Source organism: Microbacterium lushaniae, from assembly GCF_008727775.1.
Classification (GTDB): domain Bacteria; phylum Actinomycetota; class Actinomycetes; order Actinomycetales; family Microbacteriaceae; genus Microbacterium; species Microbacterium lushaniae.
Genome location: NZ_CP044232.1, coordinates 2,134,671 through 2,153,271, shown reverse-complemented (window position 1 = coordinate 2,153,271; position 18,601 = coordinate 2,134,671). Strand labels below are relative to the sequence as shown.

The following is an 18,601-nucleotide window of genomic DNA, read 5'->3' as shown; positions in this document are numbered from 1 at the left end:
TCATCCCTTCTTCGTTCTGAGGATTTCACCATGCCCGTCGAATCCGCCCCGGTCGTTCCGCGGCCACCCGCTCGCGCCGCTGCCGCGCCCGTGCTCACCGGCGCGCAGGCGGTCGTCCGCTCCCTCGAGCTGCTCGGCGTCACCGACGTGTTCGGTCTGCCCGGCGGCGCGATCCTGCCCGTTTACGACCCGCTCATGGACACCTCCGAGATCCGCCACATCCTGGTGCGCCATGAGCAGGGCGCCGGCCACGCCGCCGAGGGTTACGCGTCCGCATCCGGACGCATCGGCGTCGCGATCGCCACGTCGGGACCGGGGGCGACCAACCTCGTCACCGCGATCGCCGACGCCTACATGGACTCGGTGCCGATCGTGTGCATCACGGGCCAGGTCTTCTCCACCCTGATGGGGACGGATGCGTTCCAGGAGGCGGACATCGTCGGCATCACGATGCCGATCACCAAGCACTCGATCCTCGTCAAGCGGGCCGAGGAGATCCCCGCGGCCATCGCGGCGGCCTTCGAGATCGCCGGCACCGGTCGCCCCGGCCCCGTGCTCGTGGACATCACGAAGGACGCGCAGCAGGCCGAGGCGCCGTTCGTGTGGCCGCCGAAGATCGACCTGCCCGGGTACCGTCCGGTGACCAAGGCGCACGGCAAGCAGATCCAGTCCGCTGCGCACCTGCTGGCCGCCGCGAAGAAGCCGGTGCTGTACGTCGGCGGCGGCGTGATCCGCTCCCGCGCGGCCAAGGAGCTGCTCACCTTCGCCGAGACGACCGGCGTGCCCGTGGTCACGACCCTCATGGCGCGCGGTGCGTTCCCCGACTCGCACGAGCAGCACCTCGGGATGCCCGGCATGCACGGCACGGTTCCCGCCGTGCTCGCGCTGCAGGAATCCGACCTGCTGGTCTCACTCGGCGCCCGTTTCGATGACCGCGTGACGGGCAAGGCCGCACTGTTCGCACCCAACGCGCAGGTCGTGCACGTCGACATCGACCCCGCCGAGATCTCCAAGATCCGCGTGGCGGACGTGCCCATCGTGGGTGACCTGCGCGACGTGCTCGTCGACTTGAACGCCGCCTACCGCGACGTCGTGGGCACGAGCACGCCCGACATCTCGGAGTGGTGGTCGTTCCTGGATGGTCTGCGCGCGGAATTCCCGCTCGGTTACGCGCCGACCTCCGACGGCCTGCTCTCTCCGCAGCACGTGATCCAGCGCATCGGGGAGCTCACCGGCCCCGAGGGCATCTTCGCCGCCGGCGTCGGTCAGCACCAGATGTGGGCGGCGCAGTTCATCAAGTACGAACGCCCGAACTCCTGGCTCAACTCCGGCGGCGCCGGCACGATGGGCTACTCGGTGCCGGCTGCCATGGGCGCCAAGGTCGCCGAGCCCGACCGCGTGGTGTGGGCGATCGACGGCGACGGCTGCTTCCAGATGACCAATCAGGAATTGGCGACGTGCGTCATCAACAAGATCCCGATCAAGGTCGCGATCATCAACAACTCCTCCCTGGGCATGGTGCGCCAGTGGCAGACGCTGTTCTACGACGGTCGGTATTCGCACACCGACCTGAACACCGGCCACGACAGCATCCGCATCCCCGACTTCGTCAAGCTCGCCGAGGCTTACGGATGCCTCGCGCTGCGGGTGGAGAAGGAGGAGGACGTGGATGCGGCCATCCGCACGGCCCTGGAGACCAACGACCGGCCCGTCGTGATCGATTTCGTCGTGAGCGCCGACGCCATGGTGTGGCCGATGGTGCCGCAGGGGGTCAGCAACAACTACGTGCAGTACGCCCGTGACCACTCGCCCGCGTTCGAGCAGGAGGACTGAGACGATGCCCAGTCATGTGCTGAGCCTCCTGGTGGAGGACAAGCCCGGTCTGCTCACGCGTGTGGCAGGCCTGTTCGCCCGTCGCGGCTTCAACATCTCCTCGCTCGCGGTGGGCGTCACCGAGATCCCCGGTCTGTCGCGGATCACGGTGGCCGTGGACGTCGAAGACCTCCCGCTGGAGCAGGTGACCAAGCAGCTGAACAAGCTCATCAACGTCATCAAGATCGTCGAGCTCGACCCGGTCAGCTCCGTGCAGCGCGAGCACATGCTCGTGAAGGTGCGCGCCGACAACGCGTCGCGCTCGCACGTGCTGGAGGTCGTCAACCTCTTCCGCGCATCGGTGGTCGACTACGCCCCCGACGCGCTCGTGATCGAGATCACCGGCGACCACGGCAAGGTCGACGCCTTCCTCCGCGCCGTCGAGCCCTTCGGCGTGAAGGAACTCGCCCAGTCCGGCCTCTTGGCCATCGGCCGTGGCGGCAAGAGCATCACCGAGCGCGTCCTGCGCGGCTGACAGCATCCCACCCCCAAAGAGAAAGAACCCCATGGCAGAGATCTTCTACGACGACAACGCCGACCTCTCGATCATCCAGGGCAAGAAGGTCGCAATCGTCGGGTACGGCTCGCAGGGCCACGCGCACGCGCAGAACCTGCGTGACTCCGGCGTCGAGGTCGCCATCGCGCTCAAGGACGGCTCCAAGTCGGCCGCGAAGGCGCAGGAGGACGGTTTCGAGGTGCTCTCCGTCGCGGACGCGACGAAGTGGGCCGACCTCATCATGATCCTCGCGCCCGACCAGCACCAGCGCGGCATCTACAGCGACAGCATCCGCGACAACCTGGCCCCCGGAAAGACCCTCGCCTTCGCGCACGGGTTCAACATCCGCTTCGGGTACATCGACGCGCCCGAGGGCGTCGATGTGATCCTCGTCGCCCCCAAGGCCCCCGGTCACACGGTGCGCCGCGAGTTCGTCGCCGGTCGCGGCATCCCCGACATCATCGCCGTCGAGCGCGACGCTTCGGGCTCCGCGTGGGACACCGCCCTGTCCTACGCCAAGGCCATCGGCGGCACGCGCGCCGGCGTCATCAAGACGACGTTCACCGAAGAGACCGAGACCGACCTGTTCGGCGAGCAGGCGGTGCTGTGCGGCGGTATGAGCCACCTCGTGCAGTACGGCTTCGAGACCCTCACCGAGGCCGGCTACCAGCCCGAGATCGCCTACTTCGAGGTGCTGCACGAACTCAAGCTCATCGTCGACCTCATGTGGGAGGGCGGGATCGCGAAGCAGCGCTGGTCGATCTCCGACACCGCGGAGTACGGCGACTACGTCTCGGGCCCGCGCGTGATCGACGAGCGCGTCAAGGAGAACATGCAGGCCGTGCTCGCCGACATCCAGTCGGGCGCGTTCGCCAAGCGCTTCATCGCCGACCAGGACGCCGGTGCCCCCGAGTTCCTCGCTCTGCGTGAGAAGGAGCAGAACCACCCGATCGAGGCCACCGGCAAGGAGCTGCGCTCCCTGTTCGCGTGGAAGCAGACCGACAGCGACTACACGGAGGGCTCGGCCGCGCGCTGACCCCTTCGCGTTCGCCACGGATGCCCCGGACCTCGCCGTCCGGGGCATCCGTGCGTCGCGGTTCGGGGCATCCGTGCATCGCGGTCCGGGGCATCCGTGCATCGCGGCGGGGCATCCGTGCGTCGCGGCGCTATCGTGAACGGATGCAGAGCGATCCGGACGTTCCCACTTCCCTGGCCATGGACGAGTGGCTCGCGCGCCTGGCCGAGCCCACCGGAGCCCCCGGAGGGGGATCGGCGGCGGGCGTCATGATGGCGCTGTCGGCGGCCCTCCTGCACATGGTGTGCGGATACACACCCGACGAACCCGTCGCCGCCGAAGCGGGCGAGCGTGTGCGGGAGCTGCGGGAGGCGTCACTGCGCGCCTCCGAGGAGGACGGCGTGCGTTCGGTCGCCCTCGGCGCCGCGCTGCGGGAGGACGGCCCCGACCGCAGCGCCCGTCTGTACGACGCGGCCGTGGCGGCCGCAGCATCCTCCGCCGATCTCGCGGAGGTCGGCATCGCCCTCGTGGCGCAGCTGCGCCTGGTCGCGGAGGTGGGCAATCCGCACCTCGTCGCCGACACCGGCGTCGCCTCCGAGTCCCTTCGAGCCGGCCTGGGCGCCGCGCTCATCAACCTGCGCGCGAACATCTCCCTCGCCCGCTCCCACGCCGCCGAAACTCCGGACTCCGGCGACGCTGCGGACTCCGGCGACACTTCGGACTCCGGGCGCACTTCGGACTCCGGCGACCCTTCGGACTCCGGCGTGACGCAGGCATCCGCGGAACTCGGGCGCCTCTCCGACGTCGGCGCCCGCACCGAGCGCGCCCGCTCCGAGATCGACGCGGTCCTCGCCGCCCTCCCGCTCGACTGACTCCGCGAACGTGCACCACCTCGGCGAATCCGCGCCGAATCCGGTGCCGGTTCGCCGAGGTGATGCACTCTCGGCGCGGGCAGCGGGAGGGCACGAAAGTGCATCCCACGATCGCGCCTGTTCGGTGCATCCGCCACGTTTCGAAGTGGCGCGGACGCACGGAAGTGGCGCGGACTCGTGGCGTAGGAAGGCGCGCACGAGGCTGACGCGAACGCACCGGAGTGGCGCGGAACCGGTACCCCGGGCGTGGTGCGGCTGCCGCCCGTGCCCCGGCTCTCCCACGATCGCGCCTGTTCGGTGCATCCGCCACGTTTCAAAGCGGCGCGGACGCACCAAAGTGGCGCGGACTCGTGGCGCGGGCGGGCGCGGACGCACGAAAGTGGCGCGGACGCGCGAGAGTGGCGCGGACTCGTGGAGGGGGCGGACGCGCGCACGGGAAGGGCGCGGATGCGTGAAAGCGCCCCACCGGAAGCGGCGCGGACGCACCAAAGTGGCGCGGACTCGTGGCGCGGGCGGGCGCGGACGCACGGAAGCGGCGCGGACGCGCGAGAGTGGCGCGGTCCGCGGAGGTGGCGGGGCTTACTCTGGGGGAGTGAGCACCGGACGCGACGACGACGCCCTCAGCTGGGGTGGCGACGATGACCCCACGCTCGACCCCGGCACCGAGGCGGCGCCGTCCTCGCCGCCCCCAGCCGGCAAGCAGCCGCGCGACTCGAGCCGTCCCTCGGATGGCTCGCAGCAGCCGCGCGGGTCGCACAGGCTCCCGCGCGGCTTCACCGCCGTAGGGCGGGGGAGTACCGCCGAGCAGCCACCGGCCGCCGCATTCGCCGCCGAGCCCACGGCGCTCGGCAATGCGGGACTCGTGGGAGTCGGGATGATCGCCGCAGCCTTCATCCTCTACTCCGTCGGGTGGCTCATCGTGAGCGTTCGACTGCAGTCCGTCGGCGCGATCCCGGTGCCTTCGGTCTCGCTCATCACGATCACGCTCGCCGCCGCCGCCGCGCCGCTGATCTGGTTCGCCGCGGCGTACTCCCTCACCCGCCGTTCGCGCACGTGGGTGCGCTTCACCTGGCTCATCGCCGGCGTCGTGCTGCTGGTGCCGTGGCCGTTCCTCGTGACAGGAGCATTCGGATGACCGCGGACACCGCACGCGCCCGCGCCACGACGCCGCCGTGGCCCACCCTCGCCGTCGCCGGCATCATCGGGCTGTTCTACGCGTACCTCGTGTGGAGCGCCGTGGATCTGCTCGTGCGCCAGGCGACGGGCCCGCTGGGGCTGAACGGCTGGGGCTGGTTCGTGCACATCCTCCCCATCGTCTTCCCGATGATCGCCTTCGCCGTCGCGTTCGTCATCGGATGGCGCCGCCGGACGTGGGAGTTCGCCCTCGTCCTGGTCGCCGGTCTCGCCGTGGCTGCGGCGTTCTGGACGAACATCCTCGCCTACGCCGTCACGTCGTTCTCGCTGTACGGCGGCTGAGGGCGCCCGGCGTCACACGGTCTTCGCGTCGGGCGAGCCCGCGCTAGGCTGGCGGAGGCCTCGCCGCGCCTCCCGAGGCCGGAGGTGGGCGGCGCCGCATCCGCCCCACCCGTGCGCCAGAAGGATCCCTCTGTGACGAAGCCCGTCGTCCTCATCGCCGAAGAACTCTCTCCCGCCACGATCGACGCGCTCGGTCCCGACTTCGATGTCCGGCACGTCGACGGCACCGACCGCCCGGCGCTCCTGGCCGCACTCGCGGACGCGAACGCCATCCTCGTGCGCTCGGCGACGAAGGTGGATGCCGAGGCCATCGCCGCGGCCCCCGTGCTCAAGGTGGTCGCGCGTGCGGGCGTGGGCCTGGACAACGTCGACATCAAGACGGCCACGACGGCGGGCGTCATGGTGGTCAACGCGCCGACCTCCAATATCGTGTCTGCTGCGGAGCTGACGGTCGGCCACATCCTGAGCCTCGCGCGCCGGATCCCCGCCGCGCACGCCTCCCTCGCGCAGGGGCAGTGGAAGCGCAGCGCCTTCACCGGCACCGAGCTGTTCGAGAAGACCGTCGGCATCATCGGCCTCGGGCGCATCGGCGCGCTCATCGCCGCGCGCCTGCAGGGCTTCGACATGCGCGTCATCGCGTACGACCCCTACGTCACGAGCGCACGCGCCCAGCAGCTCGGCGTGCAGCTGGTCACGCTCGACGAACTCCTCGAGCAGGCCGACTTCCTCACCATCCACATGCCCAAGACGCCGGAGACCACCGGCATGATCGGCATCGACCAGCTCCGGCGCATGAAGCGCACGGCCTTCGTCGTCAACGTCGCCCGCGGCGGGCTCATCGACGAGGATGCGCTGTACGAGGCGCTGACCACGGGCGAGATCGCCGGGGCGGGGCTGGATGTCTTCACCACCGAGCCCCCCGCCGAGGACGGCCCGGCCCGGCGCCTGCTCGACCTCCCCAACGTCGTGGTGACGCCCCACCTGGGTGCGAGCACCGAGGAGGCCCAGGAGAAGGCGGGCGTCTCGGTCGCCCGCTCGGTGCGGCTGGCCCTCGGTGGCGAACTCGTCCCCGACGCGGTCAACGTCGCCGGCGGACTGATCGACCCGTACGTGCGTCCCGGCATCCCGCTCGTGGAGAAGCTGGGGCAGATCTTCGCGTCGCTCGCGCACAGTCCTCTCACGAGCCTGGACGTCGAGGTGCACGGCGAGCTGAGCCAGTACGACGTGAGCGTCCTCAAGCTCGCCGCGCTCAAGGGCGTGTTCACCAACATCGTCAGCGAGAGCGTGTCGTACGTGAACGCACCGCTGCTGGCCGAGCAGCGGGGCGTGGAGGTGCGCCTGCTGACGGATGAGGTCAGCGACGAGTACCGCAACGTCATCACGCTGCGCGGAGCCCTCGCCGACGGGTCGCAGCTGTCGGTGTCGGGCACCCTCACGGGCACGAAGCAGATCGAGAAGCTCGTCGGGATCAACGAGTACGCCCTCGAGCTGCCCATCGAGAAGCACCACCTCGTGATGCTCTACACCGATCGCCCCGGCATCGTCGCGGTCTACGGCCAGCGCTTCGGGGAGGCCGGCATCAACATCGCCGGCATGCAGATCGCCCGTCAGAACGCCGGCGGCCAGGCGCTGTCGGTGCTCACGGTCGACTCGCCCGTCTCCGACGAGCTCGTCGAGCAGGTGCGCTCGGAGATCGACGCCGACCTGTTCCGCCAGATCGAGATCACCGAGTCCTGACCGTCGCCGGCATGCCCGTCAGCCGGCGGATGCGGCGGACTGCACGAGCGCGATGAGCGCGTCGAGCTCGGCGCCGGTGGGGACGGGGCCTGGGACCGAGCCGACCGTCAGCGCGTTGTTGAAGTAGAGGCCGTCGCTGACGAGCATGATCAGCTGCAGCGCCGTCTCATCGCGCGCGTACGGGCGGATCGCCTCCTCCCACGACTCCCGGATGCGGCGCAGCGCCGCCACCGCGGGGGCGCAGCCGTTCTGCGCCAGACGCGACACGGCCACGATGGAGTTGTCCAGGGGAGTGCCGGTGTGCAGCGACGTGCGCATGAACGCCGCCACGGCGCCCTCGGGCGACTGCTTGATCTGCGCGACGTCCTCGGCGGCGAGAGCCTCCATGCGGCTGATCAGTCCGGCCTCGAGGGCGTCCTTGGATGCGAAGTGGTAGAGCAGCCCACCCTTGGACACCCCCGCGGCGCGAGCCGTGGCATCCATCGTGGCGGCCCGGTCGCCTTCGGCGGCGAGGATGGCGGCGAACGCGTCCAGGACGCTCTCGCGGGCGTGCGGTGGTCTGCTCATGGGGTGATCGTGTCCAGGGGTGAGGGGAAGGGCTCCGTGTTACTATACCGGCTGGGCGGTTCAGTTAGGCTTTCGCGCGCACATGCTTCAGATGTCACAACCCACCTCGACCCTGCCCACCCTCCGAGCCGATTGGCGCGGCTGGGTGGCGCTCGTCGTGCTCATGCTGCCGGTGCTCCTGGTCTCGGTCGACAACACGGTGCTCAGCTTCGCGCTGCCGGCGATCGCCCTGGATCTGGCGCCCACCAGCATCGAGCAGCTGTGGATCATCGACGCGTACCCGCTGGTCCTGGCCGGCCTCCTCGTGACGATGGGGACCCTCGGCGACCGGTTCGGGCGCCGCAAGATGCTGCTGCTGGGCGCCACCGGCTTCGGCGTCGTCTCGGCCCTGGCCGCGTTCGCACCGACGGCGTCGCTGCTGATCCTCGCGCGGGCGCTCCTGGGCGTGTTCGGCGCGATGCTCATGCCCTCGACGCTGTCGCTCCTGCGCACGATCTTCCGTGACCGCGATCAGCGGCGCATCGCGATCGCGATCTGGGCCTCGGGGTTCTCCGCCGGCTCGGCCCTCGGGCCCATCGTCGGCGGACTCCTCCTGGAGCACTTCGCATGGGGCTCGGTGTTCCTCCTGGCCGTGCCCGTCCTCCTCCCGCTGCTGATCCTCGCGCCGCTGCTGGTCCCGGAGAGCCGCGACCCGCATCCCGGGCGCGCCGATCCCCTCAGCATCCTGCTGTCACTGGGCACGATGATCCCGATCGTCTACGGCATCAAGGAGCTCGCCGTGCACGGCGTGCTGAGCATCGCGCCGATCATGTTCGTGCTCGGCGTGGTCTTCGGCGTGCTGTTCGTCCGGCGGCAGCTGCGCCTCGAGACCCCCATGCTCGATATGAGCCTGTTCCGGCAGGGCCCGTTCTCGGGGGCCATCGTGGTCAACCTCCTCAGCGTGGTCGGGCTCGTCGGCTTCCTGTACTTCGCCGCGCAGCACTTGCAGCTGGTCGTGGGACTCCCGCCCATGCAGGCCGGACTCGCGCTCGTGCCGGGCCTCGCGGCGATGATCGCCTCCGGTCTCATCGTCGTCCCCATCGCCAAGCGCTGTCCGGCGCGCATCGTCGTCCCGTCCGCGCTGCTGTTCTCCGTCGTCGCGTACGTCGTGGTCGCCTTCGCTGCGGGGAACCTCCCCGTGCTCGTCGCCGCCTTCGCCGCCCTCGGCATCGGCATCGGCGCGGCCGAGACCGTCTCCAACGAGCTGATCCTCTCCAGCGCACCGTCGGCGAAGTCAGGCGCCGCCAGTGCGGTGTCCGAGACCGCCTACGAACTGGGCGCGGTGCTGGGCACCACCATCCTCGGCGGCATCCTCACGGCGCTGTACCGCGCCGGTCTGGTGATCCCCCCAGGGGTTCCGGATGCCGCGGCGGATGCAGCGCGCGAGACCCTCGCAGGGGCCGTGGCCGCCGCATCCGCTCTGCCCCCCGATGTGGGCGCGGCGCTGCACGAGGCCGCCGCGCACGCGTTCGACTCCGGCGTGGTCGTGACCGCCCTCATCGGCGCGGGACTGATCGTCGTGGCCGGGGTCGTCGCGGCCGCTAGCCTGGGAGGGTCCCGCGGCGCGAAGTCCTGACGCGCCGGTTCCTGCAAGGAGTGCCATGTCGCGTGTCGTCAAGCTCGCCGTCGTCCCCGGCGACGGCATCGGTCCCGAAGTCATCGCCGAAGCGGTCAAGGTGCTCGACGCCGCCACCGCGCACAGCGACGTCACCTTCGAGCGCTCGCACTTCGCCCTCGGGGCCGGACGCTACCTCGACACCGGCGACACGCTGACCGACGACGACCTGGACGCGCTCCGCTCGCACGACGCGATCCTGCTCGGCGCCGTCGGGGGAGTGCCCGGTGACCCGCGCCTGAAAGACGCCAACATCGAGCGCGGGCTGCTGCTGCGGCTGCGCTTCGAATTCGACCAGTACGTCAACCTCCGCCCCGCCAAGCTGTACCCCGGGTCCACGGGTCCGCTCGCCGACCCCGGCGAGATCGACTTCGTCGTGGTGCGCGAGGGAACCGAAGGCGCGTACGTCGGCAACGGCGGCTCGATCCGCCGCGGCACTCCGCACGAGATCGCCAACGAGACCTCCGTCAACACCGCCTTCGGCGTCGAGCGCGTCGTGCGTTACGCCTTCGAGCTGGCCGAGCGCCGCCGGCGCTCACTCACCCTCGTGCACAAGACCAACGTGCTCGTGCACGCCGGCGGCATCTGGAAGCGCATCGTCGACCAGGTTGCTGCGGAGCATCCCGACGTGGCCGTAGACTACCTGCACGTCGACGCGGCGACGATCTTCCTGGTCACGAACCCGGGCCGCTTCGACGTGATCGTCACCGACAACCTCTTCGGCGACATCCTCACGGACCTGGCCGGCGCCGTCACCGGTGGCATCGGCCTCGCCGCCTCGGGCAGCATCAATCCCGACGGCGTCCTCCCCTCGACGTTCGAGCCCGTGCACGGATCGGCGCCCGACATCGCGGGACAGCAGAAGGCCGACCCCACCGCCGCCATCCTCTCCGTCTCCCTCCTGCTCGATCACCTCGGGCTCCGCGAGGCGGCCGACCGCATCACCCACGCGGTCGAGGAGGACATCGCCGCGCGGGGCGCCACCGCCCGCACCACGACGCAGATCGGCGACGCGATCGTGGCTCGGCTCCAGGCGTAGTCTGAGACCGAGCTCGCCGCTGCCCTGCTCCCCGACCCGCCAGGACGAACATGACTCTCATCGACACCGATCCCGACACCGGACTCGACCCGCTCGAGTTCGCCGTCACCCGCAACCTCACCGCGAAGTCACCGGCTCAGCGCGCAGAGATCCTCGCCAACCCCGGATTCGGCATGAGCTTCACCGACCACATGGTCGACATCTGCTGGTCGGTGCGCGGCGGATGGCACCGCCCGCGCGTGTCGCCGTACGGGCCGATCTCGCTCGATCCCGCCGCCGCCGTGCTGCACTACGGGCAGGAGGTGTTCGAGGGCGTCAAGGCCTACCGTCACGCCGACGGCTCGATCCACACCTTCCGCCCCGACCAGAATGCGCGGCGGATGCAGCGCAGCGCACGACGCCTGGCCCTGCCGGAGCTTCCCGTGCCGTACTTCGTGCAGTCGTTGCGCGAGCTGATCGCCATCGACGGCGACTGGGTGCCCTCCGGCGATGACCAGAGCCTGTACCTGCGGCCGTTCATGTTCGCCAAGGAGGCGTTCCTGGGTGTCCGCCCCGCGCACAAGGTGGCGTACTACCTCATCGCCAGCCCTGCCGGCGCGTACTTCAAGGGCGGCGTGCAGCCGGTCTCGATCTGGCTGAGCGAGGACTACGCACGCGCCGGACGCGGGGGCACGGGCGCGGCCAAGACGGGCGGCAACTACGCCGCGAGCCTCCTGCCGCAGTCGGAGGCGTACGAGCACGAGTGCGACCAGGTGGTGTTCCTGGACGAGAAGCGCAACGTCGAAGAGCTCGGCGGCATGAACATCGTCTTCGTCTACAAGGACGGCACCCTCGTCACCCCCGAATCCCCGAGCATCCTCGAGGGGATCACGCGCGACTCGATCCTGCAGCTCGCGCGTGACCGCGGGCACAGGGTGCAGGGACGCGCGATCTCGCTCGACGAGTGGCGCGAGGGCGTGGCATCCGGCGACATCACCGAGGTCTTCGCGTGCGGCACCGCCGCAGTGGTGACGCCCATCGGCACGCTCAAGGGCCGTGACTTCATCGACGCGCAGCCCACCGGCTCCCTCGCCCTGGAGTTGCGCCAGGAGCTCACCGACATCCAGTACGGCCGCGCCGAGGATCGCCACAACTGGCTGGTCCGCCTCGACGCCTGACCTCCCACCACGCACCGCGAGACTTCACCCCACCGACGAGACCGCGACATAATGCCGCGGTCTCGTCGGCTGCGTGCAGTCTCGCGGGTGCGGGCGGAGGCCGGGGGACGCGGTGCGTGGGGTGGGGGGTCGGTAGGCTGAGCGGGTGAAGATCGCGCGCTTCAGTCACCAGGACGGCATCCGCTACGGCATCGTCGACGACGGCGAACTCGTCGTGCTCGCCGGAGATCCGATGTTCGCGGGATTCGACACGACGGGGGAGCGCGTGCCGCTCGGAGACGTCGCGCTGCTGGCGCCTGTCATCCCGCGCTCGAAGGTCGTCTGCGTCGGCAAGAACTACGCCGACCATGCCGCCGAGATGGGCGGGGAGGCCCCGGCCGAGCCGCTGCTGTTCCTCAAGCCCAACACCGCCGTCATCGGTCCGGGCGACGTCATCGTGCGCCCGCCGCAGTCCCGCAACACCCACTTCGAGGGCGAGCTTGCGGCGGTGATCGGGCGGATCGCGAAGAACGTGCCCGCCGAGCGCGCGCTGGAGTACGTCTTCGGATACACCGTCGCCGACGACGTCACGGCCCGCGACCTGCAGCGCAGCGACGGGCAATGGTCGCGCGCCAAGGGCTTCGACACGTTCTGCCCTCTCGGCCCGGTCATCGAGACCGAGTTCGACGCCACCAGCGCCGTGCTCACGACCCGGCTGAACGGCGAGGTCAAGCAGCAGGCACCGCTGACCGACATGATCCACTCCGTCGCCGACATCATCGCGTACGCCTCCGCCGCATTCACGCTCCTTCCCGGCGACGTGATCCTCACCGGCACGCCCGCCGGTGTCGGACCGTTCGAGGCCGGTGACACCCTCGAGGTCGAGATCTCGGGCATCGGAGTGCTCCGCAACACGGCGCGGGATGCCTGACACCGACCTTCCCGTCGCGTCCGGGCTCGCCGGCATCCAGCGCCGCACGGTCGCCGTCCTCGCCGCCGCCCAGGGGCTCGGCGGCGTGGCCTTCGGAGCGAGCCTCTCGCTCGGGGTGCTGCTGGCGGCCGATGTGGCCGGAGACGAGTCGGTGGCGGGCCTGGCCACCGCCTCCCTCACCTTCGGCACGGCGCTGGCCGCGATCCCGCTCGCCGTCCTCGCGCGGCGACGCGGACGGCGGCTGAGCCTGACCACCGGGATGCTCGTCGCCCTGGCCGGGGTGCTCCTCGTCCTCGTGGCCACCGGCGTGCGCTCCTTCCCGCTGCTGCTCGTCGCGTTCGCGCTCGTGGGCGCGGGCCAGGCCGTGAACCTGCAGTCGCGCTTCGCCGCCACCGACCTCGCCACCGACGCCACGCGCGGCAGGTCGCTGTCGCTGGTGGTGTGGGCCACCACCATCGGCATCGTGCTGGGGCCGAACCTGGTGGGTCCGGGAGAGGCGATCGGCGCCGTGTTCGCCATGCCCCCGCTCACCGGCCCGTACCTGTTCACGATCGTCGGCCAGGTGCTCGCGGTCGTCGTGTACATGGTGTGGCTGCGCCCGGATCCCCTGCTGCTGGCCGCGCGGATCGCCGTACGCGACGCCGCCTCGCGGCCGGGGACGGCGCATCCCGATCGCCCCGCAGTGGCCCGGTACGCGATCTTCGCGGTGGCCGCCGCCCACGCGGTCATGGTCTCGGTCATGGCGATGACCCCCGTGCACCTCGTGCACCACGGCGCCAGCCTGTCGGTCGTGGGCCTGACGATCAGCCTCCACGTGGCCGGGATGTTCGCGCTGTCACCGGTGTTCGGAATCCTCTCCGACCGGATCGGGCGGGGGTGGACGATCCTCGTGGGTCAGGCGCTCCTGGTCGCCGCGCTCGTCCTCGCGGCCGTCGGCGCCGACAGCATGCCCGCCGTCACCACGGCGCTCGTGCTGCTCGGACTCGGGTGGAGCGCGACGACGGTGTCGGGGTCCGCGCTGCTGACGGAGGCCTCCGCCGAGGAGATCCGCACCCGCCGCCAGGGGCTGAGCGACTTCACGATGAGCCTCGTGGGCGCAGCCGGCGCGGTCGTGGCCGGGTTCGTGCTCGCCGGTATCGGCTACGGCGGGCTCGCGCTCACGGCGCTCGTGTTCGTCGCCGCAGTGTGCGTCGGAGCGCCGATCGCCCTCAAGGCTCGAGTGCGGTGAGAGCGCGGGCGACGTCCTCGACGTCGTTGAACAGGTGGAAGCCCACCCGTGCCCGGCCGGCGCGTCCGGAAGCGGTGATTCCTGCCGCCCGCAGGCGCGCGAGGGCGGTGCCGTCCGCGTCGGGCCACGTCACGATGGCGGATTCCCGTGCGGGCGCGGGCAGGCCCATGCCCTCCCGGAACGCGGCGGCCAGCCCCACCGCGTGGCCGTGCAGCGCGTCGGCGTCCACGTCGGCGAACAGCTCCAGCGCCGGTGCGGCGCCCACGAACGCCTGCCACGCCGGCGAGACGTCGAACCGGCGGGCGGATGCGGCGAACGCGATGTCGGCGCCATAGCACGACGCCCAGGGATCCTCACCGGCATACCAACCCCCCTGCACCGGCCGCAGGTGTCGGCCGAATTCCTCGGTCACGGTGAGGAAGGCCACTCCGCGCGGCGAGCAGAGCCACTTGTAGGCGTGGCAGATGGTCGCGTCGAACCGGGCGGCAGCCACCGGCAGCCAGCCCGCCGCCTGCGAGAGGTCGCACAGCGTCCACGCGCCCACCGCCCGCGCCGCGCCGCTGATGGCTTCGGCATCCGCGATCTCTCCCGTGGCCGATTGGACGAGGGAGAAGGCGACGAGCCACGTGTCGGGGTGCACGGCCGAAGCGAGCTCGGCAAGCGGCGCCGTCCGCACCCGGACGCCGCGCCCGGCCTGCGCGAACGGCAGCATCACGGAGGAGAAGTCACCGTCGGCGCACAGGATCTCGGCGCCGTCGGGGGCGGATGCGGCCACCATCGAGACCGCGACCGACACCTGTGCGGCGATCGCCACGTCGGTCACATCGGTGTGCACGAGCCGCGCGTACGCGGCGCGGGAGCGCTCGGTGTCGTGCACGGCCGCGGCCACGTCGGGCCGGCCGGCGGCGGCTGCGGCCAGGGCGGCCGTCACGGCGTCGACGGTGGCGCGCGAGGGGAGCCCCATCGTGCAGGCGGCCAGGTAGTCGCGGCCGCCGGTGAAGGCGCGCTGGGCATCGGTGAGGGGGAGGGATGCGGGGGAGGTCACGTTTCGAGGCTCCTCTGCGGCGACGCATTGCACCACGACAGGTTCTGGATGCAATCCATGCCGCGCGCTTATGATCCCGGGTGTGACCGATAGTCCCCTCATCGACGACGGCATCGACGCGCACGCGCTCCGCGTGGTCAAAGCCGTGGCCGACCACGGCTCCGTCACCGCCGCTGCACGACATCTCGGCTACAGCCAGCCCGCCGTCAGCCAGCAGCTGCGCCGCCTCGAGCGGAAGGCGGGCATGCCGCTGGTGGAGAGGGTGGGCCGCGGCGTGCGCCTGACCGAAGCCGGGTGGGTGCTCGCCCGCCACGCCGCCGTGGTGACGACCGCGCTGGAGGCCGCGGCCGGAGACCTCGCCGAGCTGCGGGGCCTGCGGGCGGGGCGCGTGCGCATCGCCGCGTTCCCTTCCGCATCGGCGACCCTCGTGCCGCGCGTCATCGCCGCGGTCTCGGCGAGCCGGCCCGGTGTCGAGCTCCGATTCGCGGAGGTCGAGCCGCCCGAGGCGATCACAGCCGTGCGCGAGGACCGCGCCGACATCGCCCTCACCTTCAGCTACGCCGGTGATCGCGGCGATCCGCACGGCGAGAGCGCGACGGGGCTCTCGGTGCGCACGGTCGGGCATGACGACATGTACGTCGTCATGCCCGAAGCGCACCCCGCGGCCGCCGCGGGCGGCGCTGATCTGGCCGCTCTGGCGGGGGAGCGCTGGATCGCCGGCTGCCCGCAGTGCCGAGGGCACCTGCTCGAAGCGTGTGCCCGGGCCGGGTTCACGCCCGACATCGGGTTCGAGACCGACAACTACGTCGCCGTGGAGAGCCTCGTGGCACAGGGGGTCGGCGTTGCACTGCTCCCCGGGATGGCGCTGGCGTCGTTCCCGCTGCTGGCGGGCATCACCGCACGGCGGCTGCCCCGGACCGAGGCGCGGTCACTGCACGTGGTCACCGCCGGCGGCGCCGACCGGGTCCCCCTCGTCCGCGCGACGCTGGCGACGGTGACCGACGTCCTCGACGGCCCATGGGCCCGGGAAGCCCTCGGCTCCGGCGACTAGGATCGGGGGGATGCCTTCCACGCCCGATCCCCGCACCACCACCGCCTCCGGCGCCGACGTCCGCGTCCGCTTCTGCCCCTCGCCGACGGGGCTTCCGCACGTCGGACTGATCCGCACGGCGCTGTTCAACTGGGCGTACGCGCGCCACAACGGCGGCAAGCTGGTCTTCCGTATCGAAGACACCGACGCCGCGCGCGACAGCGAGGAGAGCTATCAGCAGCTCCTGGACGCACTGCGGTGGCTCCGCATCGACTGGGACGAGGGCGTCGAAGTGGGCGGGCCCCACGCGCCGTACCGGCAGTCGCAGCGGCACGACGTGTACCGCGACGTGCTCGCCAAGCTCGTGGCATCCGGGGCGGTGTACGAGAGCTACTCCACCGCCGCCGAGATCGATGCGCGCAACGAAGCCAACGGCCGCGCGAAACAGCTCGGCTATGACAACTTCGACCGCCACCTGACCGACGAACAGAAGGCCGCCTTCCGCGCCGAGGGGCGCGAGCCGGCATGGCGCCTGCGCGTGCCCGACGAAGACCTCACCTACGTCGACCTCATCCGCGGCGAGGTCACCTTCCCCGCGGGCACGTTCCCCGACTTCGTCATCGTTCGTGCAGGCGGAGTGCCGCTGTACACGTTCGTGAACCCGGTGGACGACGCCCTCATGGGCATCACGCACGTCATCCGCGGTGAAGACCTCATGCCCTCCACGGCGCGCCAGCTCGCGCTGTACGGCGCGCTCATCGACGCCGGCGTCACCGACTTCGTGCCGCGGTTCGGGCACATGCCCCTCGTGCTGGGGGAGACCGGCAACAAGAAGCTCTCCAAGCGCGATCCGCAGGCCGACCTCTTCCTGCAGCGCGAGAAGGGCTTCATCCACGAAGGCCTGCTCAACTACCTGGCCCTGCTCGGGTGGTCGATCGCGCCCGACCGCGACGTGTTCTCCCTCGACGAGCTCGTCGCCGCGTTCGACATCGCCGACGTCAACCCCAACCCCGCACGCTTCGACCAGACCAAGGCCGAGTCGATCAACGGCGACCACATCCGGATGCTGCAGCCGGCCGATTTCGCCGAGCGCATCGTGCCGTACCTCGCGCACGCCGGACTCGTGCAGGAGCCGCCGACGCCCGCGCAGCAGGCGCTCATCGACGCCGCCGCCCCGCTCGTCCAGGAGCGCGTGCAGCTGCTGGGGCAGGTGCCGGGGATGCTGGGCTTCCTCTTCGTCGACGACGTGACCTACGAGGCCGACGCGCTCAAGGGGCTCCCGGCGAACGCCGCCGAGGTGCTCGTGGCATGCGTGGGTGCGCTCGAACTCGTCCCGGACGCCGAATTCACCGCGGCCGGCGTGCAGGAGGCGCTCTCCCGCGCGCTCGTGGAGGAGCTCGGCCTCAAGCCGCGCATCGCCTACGGGCCGCCGCGCGTCGCCCTCACCGGGCGCCGGGTGTCACCGCCGCTGTTCGAATCGATGGAGCTGCTGGGCAAGCCGGAGAGCATCCGGCGCCTCGGCGCGCTGGTCGAACACCTGGCGCGATGACACGCCGGTTTGGAGCCGCCGTCGCCGTCGCGTAGACTCGATCCTCGGCAGGACTTCGGTTCTGACCCGGTGGGGTATGGTGTAATTGGCAACACGGCGGTTTCTGGTACCGTTGTTCTTGGTTCGAGTCCAGGTACCCCAGCAAGACGCAGAAAGCCCGGTCCGCATCCCGCGGAGCCGGGTTTCTTGCTTTCCCGCGGTCGTTCGAGCGGGCCGTCGCGGGGACGGCGGTGCAGACTGGGCGCATGGCGCCGTCCGACCCGACTCCTCACGGCCCGCGGAGTCCGATCGACCTCGCCTACCCGTTCACCGGGCGCTGGCTCGTGCAGAACAGCCCCGCCGACCGCGTCCCCAGTCACGGGACACGGCGGTTCGCCACCTCGTTCGCCATCGACTTCGTGCCCGTGGACGACGGCGGTCGATCGGGGGCGATCACGGGCCGCACCCTGGTGCGTCCCGAGCCGGCGCACGCGTTCGTCGGATTCGGGCGAGCCGTCTCGGCGCCCGTGACCGGCACCGTCGTGGCCATGCACGACGGGGAGGACGACCACGACGCCTTCCGAGGGCTTCCCTCGCTCTGGTACGCGCTCACTCAGCCTCGACGAGTGGCGGCGGGCTGGTCGGCGCTGGCCGGCAATCACGTCATGATCAGCCCGGCCCCCGGCGTCGTCGTGGCGGTGTGCCACCTGCGCCGCGGGAGCGTCGCGGCCGCACGCGGTGCGCGCGTCATCGCCGGGGAGCAGGTGGGGGAGTGCGGCAACTCGGGCAACAGTACGGAGCCCCATGTGCACGTGCAGGCCATGGACGGCACCGACCCGTCGTCGGCGACGGCGCTCCCGATCACCTTCGGCGGCCGACTTCCCGCCGGCGGAGCGGTCGTCACCGGTGCGTCCGGATAGCGCGCAGCCCCCGATGGCGGGGGCGGGACCGGTGGCCCTGGCCGCTGCGGTGGCG

Annotated in this window: 17 protein-coding genes and 1 tRNA gene; 16 read left to right on the top strand and 2 right to left on the bottom strand. The window is 71.1% G+C overall.

The window, feature by feature from the left end; translation table 11 throughout:
* The first annotated feature begins 30 nt into the window (after window positions 1-30).
* The 7 genes from F6J85_RS10265 to serA all read left to right on the top strand — a co-directional run bounded on the left by F6J85_RS10265 (window position 31) and on the right by serA (window position 7,468).
* Complete coding sequence (locus F6J85_RS10265; RefSeq protein ID WP_150924897.1) at window positions 31-1,833, top strand: acetolactate synthase large subunit; 1,803 nt, start codon at window positions 31-33, stop codon at window positions 1,831-1,833.
* Window positions 1,834-1,837: 4 nt separating this feature from the next.
* Window positions 1,838-2,347, top strand: a complete 510-nt coding sequence (gene ilvN, locus F6J85_RS10260) for an acetolactate synthase small subunit (protein WP_150919951.1) — start codon at window positions 1,838-1,840, stop codon at window positions 2,345-2,347.
* Between the two features lie 31 nt (window positions 2,348-2,378).
* On the top strand, window positions 2,379-3,404 hold the full coding sequence (ilvC, locus tag F6J85_RS10255; protein ID WP_150924896.1) for a ketol-acid reductoisomerase: 1,026 nt from the start codon (window positions 2,379-2,381) through the stop codon (window positions 3,402-3,404).
* Window positions 3,405-3,547: 143 nt separating this feature from the next.
* Entirely contained in the window at window positions 3,548-4,255 is a 708-nt protein-coding gene (locus F6J85_RS10250) for a cyclodeaminase/cyclohydrolase family protein (protein ID WP_191906577.1), read from the top strand.
* Window positions 4,256-4,847: 592 nt separating this feature from the next.
* Complete coding sequence (locus F6J85_RS10245) at window positions 4,848-5,390, top strand: DNA polymerase III subunit gamma/tau (protein WP_150924894.1); 543 nt, start codon at window positions 4,848-4,850, stop codon at window positions 5,388-5,390.
* The gene (locus F6J85_RS10240) at window positions 5,387-5,731 is read left to right on the top strand and encodes a bacitracin resistance protein (protein WP_150919947.1); all 345 of its coding nucleotides are present in this window, start codon (window positions 5,387-5,389) and stop codon (window positions 5,729-5,731) included. Before F6J85_RS10245 ends, F6J85_RS10240 begins: the two co-directional genes overlap by 4 nt.
* A gap of 132 nt (window positions 5,732-5,863) precedes the next feature.
* Window positions 5,864-7,468 (top strand): phosphoglycerate dehydrogenase, encoded by a 1,605-nt coding sequence (gene serA, locus F6J85_RS10235; RefSeq protein WP_150924893.1) that lies wholly within the window; start codon window positions 5,864-5,866, stop codon window positions 7,466-7,468.
* Window positions 7,469-7,486: 18 nt separating this feature from the next.
* On the opposite strand, the gene F6J85_RS10230 is transcribed toward serA, so the two are convergent.
* Window positions 7,487-8,035: a TetR/AcrR family transcriptional regulator gene (locus tag F6J85_RS10230; protein WP_150924892.1), complete on the bottom strand. Its 549-nt coding sequence runs from the start codon at window positions 8,033-8,035 to the stop codon at window positions 7,487-7,489.
* A gap of 82 nt (window positions 8,036-8,117) precedes the next feature.
* Here F6J85_RS10230 and F6J85_RS10225 point away from each other — a divergent pair, with 82 nt between their 5' ends.
* From F6J85_RS10225 to F6J85_RS10205, 5 genes are all read left to right on the top strand, one after another.
* The gene (locus tag F6J85_RS10225) at window positions 8,118-9,650 is read left to right on the top strand and encodes an MFS transporter (protein WP_150924891.1); all 1,533 of its coding nucleotides are present in this window, start codon (window positions 8,118-8,120) and stop codon (window positions 9,648-9,650) included.
* Window positions 9,651-9,675: 25 nt separating this feature from the next.
* Entirely contained in the window at window positions 9,676-10,728 is a 1,053-nt protein-coding gene (locus F6J85_RS10220) for a 3-isopropylmalate dehydrogenase (RefSeq protein ID WP_150924890.1), read from the top strand.
* Window positions 10,729-10,778: 50 nt separating this feature from the next.
* Entirely contained in the window at window positions 10,779-11,885 is a 1,107-nt protein-coding gene (locus F6J85_RS10215) for a branched-chain amino acid aminotransferase (RefSeq protein ID WP_150924889.1), read from the top strand.
* Between the two features lie 145 nt (window positions 11,886-12,030).
* The gene (locus tag F6J85_RS10210; RefSeq protein ID WP_150924888.1) at window positions 12,031-12,795 is read left to right on the top strand and encodes a fumarylacetoacetate hydrolase family protein; all 765 of its coding nucleotides are present in this window, start codon (window positions 12,031-12,033) and stop codon (window positions 12,793-12,795) included.
* Window positions 12,788-14,023 carry an MFS transporter gene (locus tag F6J85_RS10205; protein ID WP_150924887.1) on the top strand — a complete coding sequence of 412 codons (1,236 nt, stop codon included), beginning with the start codon at window positions 12,788-12,790 and terminating at the stop codon, window positions 14,021-14,023. The genes F6J85_RS10210 and F6J85_RS10205 overlap by 8 nt, the downstream gene beginning before the upstream one ends.
* On the opposite strand, the gene F6J85_RS10200 is transcribed toward F6J85_RS10205, so the two are convergent.
* Window positions 14,004-15,068, bottom strand: a complete 1,065-nt coding sequence (locus tag F6J85_RS10200; RefSeq protein WP_238706916.1) for an aminotransferase class V-fold PLP-dependent enzyme — start codon at window positions 15,066-15,068, stop codon at window positions 14,004-14,006. The two genes, F6J85_RS10205 and F6J85_RS10200, sit on opposite strands and share 20 nt — an antisense overlap.
* 82 nt (window positions 15,069-15,150) lie before the next feature.
* Here F6J85_RS10200 and F6J85_RS10195 point away from each other — a divergent pair, with 82 nt between their 5' ends.
* The 4 genes from F6J85_RS10195 to F6J85_RS10180 all read left to right on the top strand — a co-directional run bounded on the left by F6J85_RS10195 (window position 15,151) and on the right by F6J85_RS10180 (window position 18,546).
* Window positions 15,151-16,119, top strand: coding sequence for a LysR family transcriptional regulator (locus tag F6J85_RS10195; protein ID WP_238706915.1), 969 nt, complete (start codon window positions 15,151-15,153; stop codon window positions 16,117-16,119).
* Window positions 16,120-16,129: 10 nt separating this feature from the next.
* Window positions 16,130-17,647, top strand: a complete 1,518-nt coding sequence (gene gltX, locus F6J85_RS10190) for a glutamate--tRNA ligase (RefSeq protein ID WP_150924884.1) — start codon at window positions 16,130-16,132, stop codon at window positions 17,645-17,647.
* A 70-nt stretch (window positions 17,648-17,717) separates the two neighbouring features.
* Window positions 17,718-17,789, top strand: a tRNA-Gln gene (locus F6J85_RS10185).
* A gap of 103 nt (window positions 17,790-17,892) precedes the next feature.
* Window positions 17,893-18,546: a M23 family metallopeptidase gene (locus F6J85_RS10180; RefSeq protein ID WP_150924883.1), complete on the top strand. Its 654-nt coding sequence runs from the start codon at window positions 17,893-17,895 to the stop codon at window positions 18,544-18,546.
* The last annotated feature ends 55 nt before the right edge of the window (window positions 18,547-18,601 follow it).

What these genes read in the sequence shown, in the direction of transcription:
- F6J85_RS10265 (WP_150924897.1), top strand. Translation starts at nt 31, where the DNA reads ATGCCCGTCGAATCCGCCCCGGTCGTTCCGCGGCCACCCGCTCGCGCC.
- ilvN (WP_150919951.1), top strand. Translation starts at nt 1,838, where the DNA reads ATGCCCAGTCATGTGCTGAGCCTCCTGGTGGAGGACAAGCCCGGTCTG.
- ilvC (WP_150924896.1), top strand. Translation starts at nt 2,379, where the DNA reads ATGGCAGAGATCTTCTACGACGACAACGCCGACCTCTCGATCATCCAG.
- F6J85_RS10250 (WP_191906577.1), top strand. Translation starts at nt 3,548, where the DNA reads ATGCAGAGCGATCCGGACGTTCCCACTTCCCTGGCCATGGACGAGTGG.
- F6J85_RS10240 (WP_150919947.1), top strand. Translation starts at nt 5,387, where the DNA reads ATGACCGCGGACACCGCACGCGCCCGCGCCACGACGCCGCCGTGGCCC.
- F6J85_RS10230 (WP_150924892.1), bottom strand. Translation starts at nt 8,035, where the DNA reads ATGAGCAGACCACCGCACGCCCGCGAGAGCGTCCTGGACGCGTTCGCC.
- F6J85_RS10225 (WP_150924891.1), top strand. Translation starts at nt 8,118, where the DNA reads ATGCTTCAGATGTCACAACCCACCTCGACCCTGCCCACCCTCCGAGCC.
- F6J85_RS10220 (WP_150924890.1), top strand. Translation starts at nt 9,676, where the DNA reads ATGTCGCGTGTCGTCAAGCTCGCCGTCGTCCCCGGCGACGGCATCGGT.
- F6J85_RS10215 (WP_150924889.1), top strand. Translation starts at nt 10,779, where the DNA reads ATGACTCTCATCGACACCGATCCCGACACCGGACTCGACCCGCTCGAG.
- F6J85_RS10205 (WP_150924887.1), top strand. Translation starts at nt 12,788, where the DNA reads ATGCCTGACACCGACCTTCCCGTCGCGTCCGGGCTCGCCGGCATCCAG.
- gltX (WP_150924884.1), top strand. Translation starts at nt 16,130, where the DNA reads ATGCCTTCCACGCCCGATCCCCGCACCACCACCGCCTCCGGCGCCGAC.
- F6J85_RS10180 (WP_150924883.1), top strand. Translation starts at nt 17,893, where the DNA reads ATGGCGCCGTCCGACCCGACTCCTCACGGCCCGCGGAGTCCGATCGAC.